The organism is Streptomyces sp. NPDC088747 (assembly GCF_044751025.1).
Taxonomy (GTDB): domain Bacteria; phylum Actinomycetota; class Actinomycetes; order Streptomycetales; family Streptomycetaceae; genus Streptomyces.
This window is the reverse complement of the sequence record NZ_JBIVKZ010000009.1, coordinates 151,803-165,084: the sequence shown is the minus strand read 5'-3', so window position 1 is coordinate 165,084 and position 13,282 is coordinate 151,803. Positions and strand designations below refer to the sequence as shown.

The window sequence follows — 13,282 nt, the reverse complement described above, 5'->3', positions numbered from 1 at the left end:
GACGGCGCGTGGCCTCGGGCGAGGCCACGCGCTCCGACCTCGGCCCACTTCAGCCGCCTTCGCCGCTTCCGCCGCCGAGCGTCCGGAGAATACGTTCGGCGGCGAGCGTGGCCGTCAACTCGCCGTTCCTGACCTGCTGTTCGAGCTCGGGCGTCAGGGCGCGTACGGCCGGATCGGCGTACAGGCGGCCGAGGAGTTCGTCGCGGACCATCGCCCAGGTCCAGTCGACCTGCTGGTCACGGCGTTTGGCGGCGAGGCGGCCGGTCGACTCCAGGAGGGTGCGGTGCTGTTCGAGGCGGTCCCAGACGGTGTCGAGGCCGGCCGACTCACGGGCGCTGCAACTCAGTACGGGCGGCGTCCAGGCCGCGTCGGCGCCGTGCATGAGCCGCAGGGCGCCCGCCAACTCCCTTGCCGCTCCCTGCGCGTCGCGCTGGTGCGGCCCGTCGGCCTTGTTGACGGCGATCACGTCGGCCAGTTCCAGGACGCCCTTCTTGATGCCCTGGAGCTGGTCGCCGGTGCGGGCGAGGGTCAACAGGAGGAAGGAGTCCACCATGTTGGCGACCGCCGTCTCGGACTGCCCGACACCGACCGTCTCCACCAGCACCACGTCGTAACCCGCGGCCTCCATCACCACGATGGACTCGCGGGTCGCCTTGGCGACCCCGCCCAGCGTGCCCGCGGTGGGGGAGGGGCGGATGAAGGCGGCCGGGTCCACGGCCAGTCGCTCCATACGGGTCTTGTCGCCGAGGATCGAGCCGCCGGTCCGGCTGGACGACGGGTCCACGGCCAGCACCGCCACCCGGTGGCCGAGCGCGGTCAGCATGGTGCCGAAGGCGTCGATGAATGTGGACTTGCCGACGCCCGGCACCCCGCTCACCCCGATCCGCCGGGCCCGGCCGCTGTGCGGGAGCAGCTCGGTCAGCAACTCCTGCGCGAGCTTCCGGTGTTGGGGCCGGGTGGACTCCACGAGGGTGATGGCGCGCGCGACGAGCGCGCGCTTCCCGTCGAGCACGCCCTTGACGTAGGTGTCGAGTGCGATCACAGGTCGTGCCCGAGACCGGCCGAGAGCCGCCGGACGAGGTCGCGGGCGGCGTCCGGGATCACCGTCCCGGGCGGGAACACGGCTGCCGCGCCCATCTCCAGCAGCGTGGGCACGTCCTGCGGGGGGATCACCCCGCCGACGACGATCATGATGTCCTCGCGGCCCTCCGCCGCCAGTTCCTCCCGCAGCGCCGGTACGAGGGTGAGATGTCCTGCGGCCAGCGAGGACACCCCGACGATGTGCACGTCCGCCTCGACGGCCTGCCTGGCCACCTCGCCCGGAGTCTGGAACAGCGGGCCGACGTCCACGTCGAAGCCCAGGTCGGCGAAGGCGGTGGCGATCACCTTCTGGCCGCGGTCGTGACCGTCCTGGCCCATCTTCGCGACCAGGATGCGCGGGCGGCGGCCCTCGGCCTCCTCGAAGGAGTCGACCAGCGTGCGCGTGCGTTCGACGGACGGCGACTGGCCGGCTTCGTTGCGGTACACACCGGAGATCGTACGGATCTGGCCCGCGTGGCGCCCGTACACCTTCTCCAGCGCGTCGGAGATCTCGCCGACGGTGGCCTTCGCGCGCGCCGCGTTCACGGCCAGCTCCAGCAGGTTGCCCTCACCGCCCGCCGCCCGGGTCAGGGCGTGCAGCGCGTCCTGGCAGGCCTGTTCGTCGCGCTCCGCGCGCAGCCGCCGCAGCTTCTCGATCTGCTGGGTGCGTACGGAGGAGTTGTCGACCTTGAGGACGTCGATCTTCTCGTCGGTCTCGACGCGGTACTTGTTCACGCCGATCACCGGCTGGCGCCCGGAGTCGATGCGGGCCTGGGTGCGGGCCGCCGCCTCCTCCACCCGCAGCTTGGGGATGCCGGCGTCGATGGCCTGCGCCATGCCGCCCGCCGCCTCGACCTCCTCGATGTGCTGCCAGGCCCGGCGCGCGAGGTCGTACGTCAGCTTCTCGACGTACGCGCTGCCGCCCCACGGGTCGATCACCCGCGTCGTGCCCGACTCCTGCTGGATCAGCAGCTGCGTGTTGCGGGCGATGCGCGCGGAGAAGTCGGTGGGCAGCGCGAGCGCCTCGTCCAGGGCGTTGGTGTGCAGCGACTGGGTGTGGCCCTGGGTGGCCGCCATCGCCTCCACGCACGTACGCGTGACGTTGTTGAACACGTCCTGCGCGGTCAGCGACCAGCCGGAGGTCTGCGAATGGGTGCGCAGGGAGAGGGACTTGGCGTTCTGCGGGTCGAACTGCCGCACCAGCTTGGCCCAGAGCAGGCGCGCCGCGCGCAGCTTGGCGATCTCCATGAAGAAGTTCATGCCGATCGCCCAGAAGAAGGAGAGCCGGGGCGCGAACGCGTCGACGTCCAGGCCGGCTTCACGGCCCGCCCGGATGTACTCGACACCGTCCGCGAGCGTGTACGCCAGCTCCAGGTCGGCCGTCGCACCCGCCTCCTGGATGTGATAGCCGGAGATCGAGATGGAGTTGTACCGCGGCATCCGCTGCGAGGTGAAGGCGAAGATGTCGGAGATGATCCGCATCGACGGCTTCGGCGGATAGATGTAGGTGTTGCGGACCATGAACTCCTTGAGGATGTCGTTCTGGATGGTCCCGGCCAGCTTCTCGGGCGGCACGCCCTGTTCCTCCGCGGCCACGATGTAGAGCGCGAGGACGGGCAGCACGGCACCGTTCATCGTCATCGACACCGTCATCCGGTCCAGCGGGATGCCGTCGAAGAGCTGGCGCATGTCGTAGATGGAGTCGATGGCCACGCCCGCCATGCCGACGTCACCGGTCACCCGCGGGTGGTCGCTGTCGTAGCCGCGGTGGGTGGGCAGGTCGAAGGCGACCGACAGGCCCTTCTGGCCCGCCGCGAGGTTGCGCCGGTAGAAGGCGTTGGACTCCTCCGCCGTCGAGAACCCCGCGTACTGGCGGATCGTCCAGGGCTGGTTGACGTACATCGTCGGGTACGGGCCGCGCAGATACGGGGCCATGCCCGGGTAGGTGTCCAGGAAGTCCAGGCCCTCCAGGTCCCGCCCGGTGTAGAGGGGCTTGACCGCGATGCCCTCCGGGGTCTCCCAGAACGTCTCGTCCCCGCCGAGCGCCTTGCGCCACTCGTCGGGGCCGCCGTCGGCCTCGGGTGTCCCCAGCGCGATCCCGGAGAAGTCGGGGATTCCCATCAGGACACTCCCATGCGGTCGAGGGTGGCGGAGAGCACGGCGACGGCGTCGCAGCCCGTGAAGACGTACGTGTCGACGTCGCCGTACTGTCCGGGACGGCCGGCCAGGAACACCTGACGGGCGCCCGCGGCCTTGAGCGTCCGGGCCGTCTCCTCGGCCCGTTCCTCGTAGAGCGCGTCGCTGGAGCACAGGCAGGCCTCGGTGGCGCCGCTGTCCTCGAAGGCGCCCTCGGTGACGGGCTCGATGCCGCCGGCCTGGAAGAGGTTGGCGGCGAACGAGGACCGGGCGGTGTGCGCGGCGGCCGGCCCGATCGTCGCCAGGTAGACACGCGGCCGGGCTCCGGTGGCGGCGAGGTGCGCGTCGGAGCGGGCGCGCAGCGTCTCGAACGCCTCGTCGCGCCGCACCCGCGGGAGCCCTCCGGCCGGCGGCTTGGGCGCGGGCTCGCGCCGTACGGGGGGCTCGGTGAGGTTCGGGAACTCGCTGACGCCGGTGATGGGTTCGCGCCGCGCGGCCAGCTTCGCGCTGCGCGCCTGCCAGGTGCCCGCGAGGTCCTCGGCCAGCCGTCCCGAGCGCAGGGCGGCCGCCTGGCCGCCCATGCCCTCGATCCGCTGGAAGAACTCCCAGCCCGCGTGGGCGAGTTCGTCGGTGAGCCGCTCCACGTACCAGGAGCCGCCCGCCGGGTCGATCACCCGGGCCAGATGCGACTCCTCCACCAGGACGGTCGAGGTGTTGCGGGCGATGCGGCGCGCGAACGCGTCGGGCAGGCCCAGTGCGTGGTCGAAGGGCAGCACCGTGACGGCGTCGGCGCCGCCGACCCCGGCGGCGAGGGTGGCGATGGTCGTGCGCAGCATGTTCACCCACGGATCGCGGCGCGACATCATCACCGGCGAGGTCACCGCGTGCTGCACCTGCGCCGCCGTTCCCGGCGCGCCGCACACCTCGGCGACCCGCGCCCACAGCCTGCGGGCCGCGCGGAGTTTGGCGATCGTCAGGAACTGGTCGGCGGTGGCCGCGTACCGGAACTCCAGCTGGGCACAGGCCCGTTCGGCGGGCAGGCCCGCCCCGGTCAGCTCCCGCAGGTAGGCGACGCCCGTCGCCAGCGAGGCGCCCAGCTCCTGAGCGGCTGAGCCGCCGGCCTCGTGGTACGGAAGCGCGTCCACGGTCAGCGCCCGCAGCCCCGGGTACTTCTCGGCGCACAGCCGGGCGAGTTCGGCGGCCGGCGCGAAGTCCAACGCCTCGCCCGTACGCGCCTCGTGGCCCAGCGGGTCCGCGCCGAGAGAGCCGCGCACCGCGTCCTCGGCGATGCCCCGCTCCTCGTACAGCCGCAGCAACTCCCGTGCGGCGCCGTCGAATTCGCGCCCCGCGTCGAGGGCGACGGGCGCGAGGTCGAGGAAGACGCCGTCGAGCACCGGGCCGAGGGACGACACCGGGATCCCGCGCTCGCCGACGAGGAGCCAGAGCGAGGTGACGCCGTTCTCCAGGTCGGCGAGCACCGTCCCGTTGTCGGTCGCCGAGTGCTGCTGGCGTACGTCCCAGCCGCCGGCGGTGCTGCCCCGGGGCCGGGAGCCCCGTACGAAGGGCGCGAAACCGGGAAAGCCGGGGTCAGGAGCCTCGTCGCGGGCCGTGTAGAGGGGCCGGGTGGTGAGACCGTCCTCCAGCGGGGTGGACAGCGCGGCTTCCGCCGCCGTGCCCGAGACGTCCTTGCCCGACTTGCGCAGTACGCCTTCCACGAGAGCCTGCCATTCCTCATGGGAGGCAGGTGGGAACTCCGCGGCCAGGGATAGCCCGTCGTTGGGCAGGACTGTCATGCTCGGATGCTAGGTCAGATCTCCGGAACCGGAGCAGAGGCCGAGCCTGTGACCTTGCCCTCGCGAGGTCTGTGACCTCGGCCTCATCGATCATGGGCGGGGGAGCGCCGCCCCTCCGAGGGGGTGTGGGAGCGGGTCCGTCGCAGGTCCGAACCGCCGCGAGGGCGTTGCTTGCGAGCATGTTCGACGCTACGGTCCTGGCCGATCACCGGCGGACGCCGGACCCGGGCCACCCACCGAGAAGAGGACGAGACACCACGTGCCTCGGCAGAACACGCGTGTCCTACGCAATCCGGTCATACGCAACCCGGTCCTGGCCGGCTCCCATCCCGATCCGTCCGTCCTGCGGGTGGGCTCCGACTTCTATCTGGCCACCTCGACGTTCGAGTGGTGTCCGGGCGTACGGCTGCACCACTCCCGGGACCTGGTGCACTGGCGGGCCCTCGGCGGGGCGCTGGACAGCGCGCGGCTGCTCGACCTGACCGGCTGCCCGGACTCCGGCGGGGTGTGGGCGCCCAACCTGAGCTACGTCGACGGCCTGTTCCACCTCGTCTACAGCAACGTGTCGACCTACACGGGCGGCTTCACCGACAGCCCGAACTACCTGACCACCGCCGAGTCGATCCTCGGCCCCTGGTCGGATCCGGTGCCGCTGCACGCCCGTGGCTTCGACGCGTCCCTCTTCCACGACAGGCTCACCAGCTGGCTGGTCAACCTGGTCCACGACTGGCGGCCGGGCCACGGCGGATCCGCGGGCCTGGAAGCCACCCGGTACGACCGGGCCGCGCGCCGCCTCACCGGTGAACCGATCCCGATCCGGCTGCCGCCGGGCGACGGCTGGATCGAGGGCCCGAACCTCTACCGCCGTGGCGCCTGGTACTACCTGCTGACCGCGGACGGCGGTACGGGGTACGACCACCAGGTCACCGTCGCCCGCTCCGCCACCCTGAGCGGGCCCTACCAGCGCGACCCGGACGGCCCGCTGATCACCGCGCGCGACCACCCGGACCTGCCGCTCCAGAAGGCCGGGCACGGCAGCCTGGTGGACACCGGCAACGGGCAGTCGTACCTCGCCTATCTCGTGGCCAGGCCCCACGGCCCGCACGGACCCTGCGTCCTGGGCCGCGAGACCGCGCTCGCGCCCATCACCTGGACCCCCGACGGCTGGCCACGGACCCCCGCGGGCCTGCCCGCCATCGAGGTACCCGCCCCCGACTTCCCCGGCCTTCCGACCACCACGCGAACCGCGTCCGCGTACTCGGGCGCGACCGATGAATCCGCGGGCACCGGGGTCCTGGGCGCCCCGGACGCCCCGGGCGAACCTGGTGACCTGGGCGAGCCCGGCGACCTGGGCGACTCCGGCCGTGTCGACGAGTCCTACGATCCCGATGGCGTCGGCGGCTCCGAGAGCTCTGGCGGCTTCGACGGGGGCTTCGACGGTTTTGACGAGCCGGCCCTTGGCCCCGACTGGTCCACCCTGCGCCGTCCGCCGGCCCCCGAGTGGCTCTCCCTCACCGAACACCCGTCCCACCTGCGCCTGCGCGGTGGCCGTTCGCCGCGGAGCCTGACCGGCCCGAGTCTGGTGGCCCGCCGGGTGACCTCTCCGCGCTGTTCCTTCGAGGCCCAAGTGGAGTACCGCCCGCGGCACTTCCAGCACCTGGCCGGGATCACCGCGTACTACAACACGGGCAACTGGTACTTCCTCAACATCACCGCCGACGACCAGGGCCGCTCGGTCCTGTCCGTGGCGAGCTGCGACCGGGGGACGACGGCCGTGGACGAGTCCGGCCAACAACCCCTCGGCGACGTCACCCGCCTCCGCCTGGGGCTCGACATCGACGGACCCGTCCTGCGCTTCCGCTACGACACGGACTCGGGCTCCGGCTGGCGTCCCATCGGCCCGCCCCTCGACGCCACCGTGCTGTCCGACGAACACGCCGTTGACATGGAGGGCGGCCGGATCCGGGCCATGGGATTCACCGGCGCGTTCGTCGGCCTCTGGTCCTGGGACCTCTCCGGAGCCGGCACCCCGGCCGACTTCGACGAGGCCGTGTACCGCGCGATGCCGTGACGCCGTGACGCCGGGACGCGGCGGGCCATCAGGCCTCCGGCCCTCCCCGCCCGCCCGGATCAGCTGGAAGTACGAGCGGATGACGATCCGACGGCGCAGCCGGTCCTGGCCTCGGCCGTGCTCTTGAGCCGGTTCACCCAGTCGTGCAGACCGGCGTCGAGGGAGGCCTGGTTGCCGGGGATGTCGGCCTCGACGGGGGCGCCTGCCCAGGATTCCTCGGTGGTGGCGAGCACACCGCCCCTGACCTGCTTGAAGGTCCACAGGTGCACGCCGTCGATGCCGTTCACGGGCGCTTCCCACGCGACGCACCGCGTCGGTTCGACGGTGGTGACCGTCGAGGTGACCTTCATGTTCTGCGGGGACCATTCGAAGACCGAGCCGGGTCGTAGCGGCCCCGGCGTCTTCTTCCGCGCCGGCGTGATCTCCGGGATCCAGGTGGCCCACGCGTCGATGTCGGTGTGCAGTTTCCAGACGGTCCTCAGCGGCGCCTCGATGAGGACGGCCGCGCGGCTGATGACCGGTGCGCTCTTGTCGACGGTCACCCCTCCGCATTCCTGGTACGCCCCATTACCGGGCCGCGTCGTGTGCGCCGCCGCCACGGAGGGCACGGACAGAGTCGTCGCCGCGGCGACCGCTGCGAGCGCGATGCCTCGTACGAGCTCTCGTACGAGCTTCTGACGTGATGTCATCGAGTCGGTCTCTTTCTGCGGGGTCTCGTGGTGCCGGTGGTGCTGGTGGTGCCGGTGTCGATCGTCCCGGTGCTCGTCCACCGTCGCGTCGGCGAGAACTGCGTAGATCGGCGTCGTCGGTAGGCCGGCCGGTCACGCGCACGGTCCGTTCACGCGCACGGTCCGCTCACGCGCACGGTCCGCCGCCGCGAGCCTCCGCCGTGGCCTTCAGCTCGCGCAGCCACTGCTCCAGCCCTCCGCCGAGGATCGCCGTCGCGGTCGGCACGTCCGCCTCGACCTGGGCGCCGGTCCACGTCTCCTCGGTCTGTACGCGCACTCCGCCCTCGACCTTCGTGAAGGTCCACACGTGGACGCCCTCGTCGATGCCCAGCCCGTCCCCGATCGCGGGTCCGCTCCACCGGATGCAGTCGCCGGGGCTGAGCTGCCGGACCGTGGAGGTGATCTCCAGGGTGGTGTCGGGGGTGGTGGGCGTGGCGGGCGCCGGGGTCGTCCACCGGAACTGCGAACCCTTCCGGAGAGGGCCGGAGTCGAGGCGCTTCGCGGAGAGCACCGGCGCCTGCCACGACGGCCATCGTTCGACGTCGGTCTGCAACGCGAAGACGGTGCGCAGTGGCGCCTTGATCACGATGTCGGACCGGTAGCGGATGAGGGCGGTGGGGTCGACGCCCTTCCCCTGGCACTGGAGCGGGCCGGTGTGGTGGGCGGCTCCGGTCCGGGCGGGAGCGGCCTGGGCGGAGCCGGTGCCCGCGAGGACGCCGACGGCGGCGAGCGAGGCCGTGATCGCACTGACGCGCACGCGCGCCCGGGACCGATGACGGGGCGACTGAACGGGAAGGGCCGAGGGGCTGTTGCTGGGCATGGTGTTCCTCTCGTGGTGGGTGACCGGGATCGAGATGTCGAGATGTCGAGATGGCCCGGTGGTACGTCGGTCTGTGAGGGCACGGTCTGTGAGGGCACGGCTGGGCAGAGCCGTGGAAGAGGCTTGCGGGCGAGGCCGGGAGACGGGGTGCAGCGAGGCGGGGCAGAGCGGCGGGGCGAACGCGAGCTGATCGTGCCGGTCGATCGCGGCGGCCCGAACCCCGGCGCTCACACGGTCACGCCTCGGGAACGATGACGACCTTGCCGGCGACGGTGCGGGATTCAGCGAGCTCCAGGGCCGACGCGGCGGCGGTCAACGGGAACGTCGCGGCGATCTGCGGAGTGAGGACACCCTCGTCCACGAGGTGCAGCACCTGGGTGAGGTCCTCGGTCATCCGCCGCTGCCAGGAGGCACGGCAACGACGCTTGCCGGCCCAGAAGTTGTAGAAGTGGGCGCCCTTGCCGTTGGGCAGGGAGTTCCACGCGGAGAGCCGCGCGAACAGTTTCAGCACCGGCAGCTGGGAGCTGCCCTCCTCGTCCTTGGTGGCCGCGGTGCCGTACGAGACCAGGGTCCCGCCCCGCCGCAGCAGCCGCCACGACTGCTCCACCCCGTCGCCGCCGACGTGGTCGAACACCGCGTCCACACCGTCCGGCGCGAGTTCGCGGATGCGGTCGTACATGTCCGGGTCGCGGTAGTCGACCGGGGTCGCGCCCAGTTCGCGCACGGTGGAGTGGTGGCGGGGGGACGCGGTGCCGATCACGGTGATTCCGGCGTGGCGGGCCAGTTGTACGAGCGTGGAGCCGACGCCGCCGTTGGCGCCCAGCACCACGATCGTGCCGCCGCCACGGACCTTGGCGACGCGGTGGAGCATCTGCCAGGCGGTGATGCCGTTGACGACCACGGTCTCCGCGGCGGTCGCGTCCACCCCGTCCGGTACGGGCATCAGGTCCGTGGCGTCGACGACGAGGTGGCTGGCCCACGAGCCGGTCTTGGTCACCGCGGCGAACCGGCGTCCGACGAGCGCGGCGTCCGTCTCCGGGCCGACCGTCGTGACGACGCCGACCACGTCGTAGCCGGGCACGAAGGGGAACGGCGGCTGGTCGTAGTACTTGCCGCGGCGCATCTGCTGCTCGGCGAACGACACCCCTGTCGCCTCCATCCGCAGGACGACCTGCCCCTTGCCCGGGGCCGCCAGATCGCGAGTCCGCAGTTCAAGACCCTCCGGCTCGACCATGCCGGGCAGCACGATCTCGGTGACGGAGGTGGTGACGGTGCTGTCCATGACGTACTCCCAGAGGTTTCGTCCGTGTGCTTACGGTCGTAAGGCTATAGGTGTTAGTTCGAGCATGGCAAGAAGGTGCGCCAATAAACTTCACGGTGTAAGGCGATGGGGTCGGTTCCGCGGAGGAAGCTGGGTTCCGGTGTCCGGGCGAGGGTGCCCTCGCGTCGGGAGCGTCGGGAGCGTCGGGAGCGTCGGGAGGGCACCCGGGCGCCCGCGTCAGCAGCCCGTACTCGGCGGATCGCCTGCCGCGACGAGAGCGCCCCCGCCGACCTGCGCCGCACTCAAAGGTTACGGCCATAAGGTTTGCGATGTAAGGTAATGGCATGGCAGACGACACAGCAGCGACCCGGGTCCGCGTCCGCAACCGCCGTGGAGAGGGTGACCGACTGCGCCTGGAGATCGTGGCGGCGGCGGTCGAGCTGCTCGACGAGACCGGTGACGAGAGTGCCGTCACCCTGCGCTCCGTGGCCCGCCGGGTCGGCATCGCCGCGCCTTCGATCTACCGCCACTTCCCCGACCAGCCCGCCATCATGCTGGCCGTGGTGCGCAACGCCTTCGCTGAGCTGGACGAACAGTTGCGCACCGCCGCGCACGCCGCGGGTGACGCACCCCGTGAGCGACTCATGGACCTGTGCCAGAGCTACCTGGAGTTCGCCCAGGCACACCCCGGGCGCTATCGGACGATGTTCGGCGGGGTCTGGATCCCCGACCTGAACGACAGTTCCGTGACCGAGGAGGACATGGTCACGCTCGGTCAGTCGAGTCTGCGACAGCTCGCCGACGCCCTCGCGGACTGCGTCACCGCCGGCCACGCGACCAGCACCGACGTGTCCTCCGACGCGGTAGCCCTCTGGCTCGGCCTGCACGGCCTCGCCCACCAGCGAGTGGTCGCCCCCTCGTTCCCCTGGCCCCCGGACATCACCGAACGCGTCATCACCGCGCTCGCACACCTCGCGGACGACTGAGGAGCCGGGGAGCCGGGGAGCCGGGGAGCCGGGGAGCCGAGGAACTGGGAAGCCGGGGGTGCGTCATCCCCGCCGACGGGATGCGGATGCCGTGGCGCGTAGGCAGTAGGCACGATGTGCATCGCAGGACGGTGCGTGAGGTGTTGTCGTCGGTCTGGCCGGACCGCGTTGCAAGCCGCGCCGCGTTCTGCCGGATCGGGGTGGTGGCACGGCATCGAACCCGTGTGGAGACTGCCGGATCGCGGCAATGCAGCTGGCGACATTCGCGTGCAAGCATGCGTCAACCAGCACGGGGGCGACGGGGAGAGGCGGTGAAGGCGTGTGACCTGGTTTCTCGGTCTCGGGGTTGCGGGGGTCCTGCTCCTCGTCCTGTCCCTGGTCGTCGATGGTGTCTTTGATGGTGTTTTTGAGGGGCTCTTCGAGGGAGTCGACGCGCTGGACGGTCTGTTCGACGGGTGGCTGTCGCTCCCGGTTGTCGCCGGGTTCGTCTCCATGGTCGGTTTCGCCGGGGCCATCGCGATGGGCTCAACCGGGGTGGGCGCGGTCGGTGCCACGGTGGTCGGGGTGCCTGCCGGAGTCGCCACCGGCTTGGTCACGTATCGCCTCAGCCGCGCGTTGCTGAACGACGGTTCGGGCGCCGCTCCCCGCGGTGATGACCTGATCGGCGCCTCGGGTTCCGTCGTCACCGCCATTCCGGCCGAGGGCTACGGCGAGGTGCTTGTTCGTCGAGGCGGGCAGCCGGTGAAGCTCGCCGCGAAGAGTCCCGCGCCGGTGGCTCGCGGCGCCGAGGTCTGGGTGGAGGAGACGCTGTCGCAGACAGCCGTCTCAGTACGCCTGGTGGAACGCTGACCCTCCGCGCCGTTACTCAGGCGCGGCACGGACGCGTCCGTGCCGTGCTTTCACTTCAACTCGTATCGATCTGCCGTCCCCTGGGAGGGCTGGAGGGGAATCCGTCATGAGTTCAGTGGTCATCGCTGTGATCGGAGTCGTCGTACTCGTGGTCCTGCTCGGCCTGGCTGTCGTCACCCGGTACAAGGTGGCGGGTCCGAGTGAGGCGTTCATCGTCACCGGGCGGCGCGGCAAGAAGTCGACCGACCCGGACACCGGCCGGATCTTCACCGACAACAGCGGGCAGAAAGTCGTGGTCGGCGGCGGCGTGTTCGTCGTGCCGTTCGTGCAGCAGAAGTTCAACCTCGATCTGTCCTCGCGGCACATCCCGGTCGCTGTGCGCGGCGCGGTGACCCTCAGGGGCGTCAAGGCTCACCTCGAAGGCGTCGCCATCGTGAAAGTCGGCGGCACGGAGGACCCGATCCGGGCTGCCGCGCAGCGGTTCCTGATGCAGCAGGACGGCATCGTCGGCTTCACCCAGGAAGTGCTCTCGGGCGCGCTACGCGCCATCGTCGGACGTATGTCGGTGGAGGACATCATCCGCGACCGTGCCGCGTTCGCGGGCCAGGTCGCCGAGGAGGCCGAAGCCAGCCTGTCCGGACAGGGGCTCGTCCTGGACGCCTTTCAGATCCAGGACATCACCACCGAGGGCTCCTATCTGGAGGACCTCGGCCGGCCGGAGGCCGCTCGCGCCAAGCAGGAGGCAGACATCGCCGAGGCCGAGGCCCGGCGTACCGCCGAGCAGGCGCGACTGAAGGCCGAGGAGGAGATCGCGATCGCGCAGCGGACGTTCGCGCTCAAGCAGGCCGAGATCAAGGCCGAGACCGACGAGGCCGCCGCGCGTGCCGCTGCCGCGGGTCCGCTGGCCGAGGCCGCGCGCAGCCAGGAGGTCCTGAGCGAGCAGGAGAAGGTCGCCGAGCGCCAAGCCGCGCTGACCGACCGGGAGTTGGACACGAAGGTCCGCAAGCCCGCCGACGCGGCGCGCTACCAGGCCGAGCAGGAGGCCGAGGCCCGCCGGATCGCTCTGGTCAAGCAGGCCGAGGCGGACGCCCAGCGATCCCGGCTGACCGGAGAGGGCGAGAAGGCACACCGTGCCGCGCTCGCCGACGCGGTACGCCTTGAGGGCGAGGCCGAGGCGGCGGCGATCGGTGCCAGGGGCGCCGCCGAGGCCGAGGCGATGCGGAAGAAGGCCGACGCCTTCGCCCAGTACGGCGACGCGGCCGTGCTGCAGATGTTCGTCGAGGTGCTGCCGCAGGTGGTCGCCAAGGCGTCCGAGCCGCTCAGCGCCATCGACAAGATGACGGTCATCTCGACGGACGGCGTCGGCCAGTTGTCGCGCACCGTCGCCGACAACGTCGCCCAGGGCGTCGAACTCCTCAGCTCCACCACCGGAGTCGACCTCGCCGAACTGCTGAAGAACATCACTCAGCGGGGTAGCGGTTCGCTGCCCGCGACCACGGCACCAGGCGGGGCCAACGGGAAGGTCGAGATCACCGGCTGACAGCTCTACCTGACGGCG

At 71.3% G+C, this 13,282-nt stretch carries 10 protein-coding genes; 4 read left to right on the top strand and 6 right to left on the bottom strand.

Annotated features, from left to right (window positions below; translation table 11 throughout):
• Window positions 1-49 precede the first annotated feature (49 nt).
• From meaB to ACIP79_RS22265, 3 genes are read right to left on the bottom strand one after another with little or no spacing between them, the layout of a single operon-like run.
• Window positions 50-1,042: a methylmalonyl Co-A mutase-associated GTPase MeaB gene (gene meaB / locus ACIP79_RS22275; RefSeq protein ID WP_401225922.1), complete on the bottom strand. Its 993-nt coding sequence runs from the start codon at window positions 1,040-1,042 to the stop codon at window positions 50-52.
• The gene (scpA, locus tag ACIP79_RS22270) at window positions 1,039-3,201 is read right to left on the bottom strand and encodes a methylmalonyl-CoA mutase (protein ID WP_401225919.1); all 2,163 of its coding nucleotides are present in this window, start codon (window positions 3,199-3,201) and stop codon (window positions 1,039-1,041) included. The genes meaB and scpA overlap by 4 nt, the downstream gene beginning before the upstream one ends.
• A complete protein-coding gene (locus ACIP79_RS22265; protein WP_401225917.1) occupies window positions 3,201-5,009 on the bottom strand; it encodes a methylmalonyl-CoA mutase family protein in 1,809 nt (602 codons plus the stop codon). The genes scpA and ACIP79_RS22265 overlap by 1 nt, the downstream gene beginning before the upstream one ends.
• A 259-nt stretch (window positions 5,010-5,268) precedes the next feature.
• Between ACIP79_RS22265 and ACIP79_RS22260 the strand changes: the two genes are divergently transcribed.
• A complete protein-coding gene (locus ACIP79_RS22260; protein ID WP_401225914.1) occupies window positions 5,269-7,080 on the top strand; it encodes a family 43 glycosylhydrolase in 1,812 nt (603 codons plus the stop codon).
• 59 nt (window positions 7,081-7,139) lie between these two features.
• Here the strand turns inward: ACIP79_RS22260 and ACIP79_RS22255 are convergent, their stop codons facing one another.
• The 3 genes from ACIP79_RS22255 to ACIP79_RS22245 form a co-directional block, all read right to left on the bottom strand.
• Window positions 7,140-7,769 carry an SRPBCC family protein gene (locus tag ACIP79_RS22255; RefSeq protein WP_401225912.1) on the bottom strand — a complete coding sequence of 210 codons (630 nt, stop codon included), beginning with the start codon at window positions 7,767-7,769 and terminating at the stop codon, window positions 7,140-7,142.
• A 166-nt stretch (window positions 7,770-7,935) separates the two neighbouring features.
• Window positions 7,936-8,628, bottom strand: a complete 693-nt coding sequence (locus tag ACIP79_RS22250) for an SRPBCC family protein (RefSeq protein ID WP_401225910.1) — start codon at window positions 8,626-8,628, stop codon at window positions 7,936-7,938.
• A gap of 235 nt (window positions 8,629-8,863) precedes the next feature.
• Window positions 8,864-9,910 (bottom strand): medium chain dehydrogenase/reductase family protein, encoded by a 1,047-nt coding sequence (locus ACIP79_RS22245; protein ID WP_401225907.1) that lies wholly within the window; start codon window positions 9,908-9,910, stop codon window positions 8,864-8,866.
• Between the two features lie 323 nt (window positions 9,911-10,233).
• Here ACIP79_RS22245 and ACIP79_RS22240 point away from each other — a divergent pair, with 323 nt between their 5' ends.
• The 3 genes from ACIP79_RS22240 (at window position 10,234) to ACIP79_RS22230 (ending at window position 13,264) form a co-directional block, all read left to right on the top strand.
• Entirely contained in the window at window positions 10,234-10,875 is a 642-nt protein-coding gene (locus ACIP79_RS22240) for a TetR/AcrR family transcriptional regulator (RefSeq protein WP_401225904.1), read from the top strand.
• 321 nt (window positions 10,876-11,196) lie between these two features.
• Window positions 11,197-11,724, top strand: a complete 528-nt coding sequence (locus ACIP79_RS22235) for a hypothetical protein (protein ID WP_401225901.1) — start codon at window positions 11,197-11,199, stop codon at window positions 11,722-11,724.
• 106 nt (window positions 11,725-11,830) lie between these two features.
• Window positions 11,831-13,264, top strand: a complete 1,434-nt coding sequence (locus ACIP79_RS22230) for a flotillin family protein (RefSeq protein WP_401225898.1) — start codon at window positions 11,831-11,833, stop codon at window positions 13,262-13,264.
• Window positions 13,265-13,282 lie beyond the last annotated feature (18 nt).

What these genes read in the sequence shown, in the direction of transcription:
- ACIP79_RS22265 (WP_401225917.1), bottom strand. Translation starts at nt 5,009, where the DNA reads ATGACAGTCCTGCCCAACGACGGGCTATCCCTGGCCGCGGAGTTCCCA.
- ACIP79_RS22240 (WP_401225904.1), top strand. Translation starts at nt 10,234, where the DNA reads ATGGCAGACGACACAGCAGCGACCCGGGTCCGCGTCCGCAACCGCCGT.
- scpA (WP_401225919.1), bottom strand. Translation starts at nt 3,201, where the DNA reads ATGGGAATCCCCGACTTCTCCGGGATCGCGCTGGGGACACCCGAGGCC.
- ACIP79_RS22230 (WP_401225898.1), top strand. Translation starts at nt 11,831, where the DNA reads ATGAGTTCAGTGGTCATCGCTGTGATCGGAGTCGTCGTACTCGTGGTC.
- ACIP79_RS22250 (WP_401225910.1), bottom strand. Translation starts at nt 8,628, where the DNA reads ATGCCCAGCAACAGCCCCTCGGCCCTTCCCGTTCAGTCGCCCCGTCAT.
- ACIP79_RS22245 (WP_401225907.1), bottom strand. Translation starts at nt 9,910, where the DNA reads ATGGACAGCACCGTCACCACCTCCGTCACCGAGATCGTGCTGCCCGGC.
- ACIP79_RS22255 (WP_401225912.1), bottom strand. Translation starts at nt 7,769, where the DNA reads ATGACATCACGTCAGAAGCTCGTACGAGAGCTCGTACGAGGCATCGCG.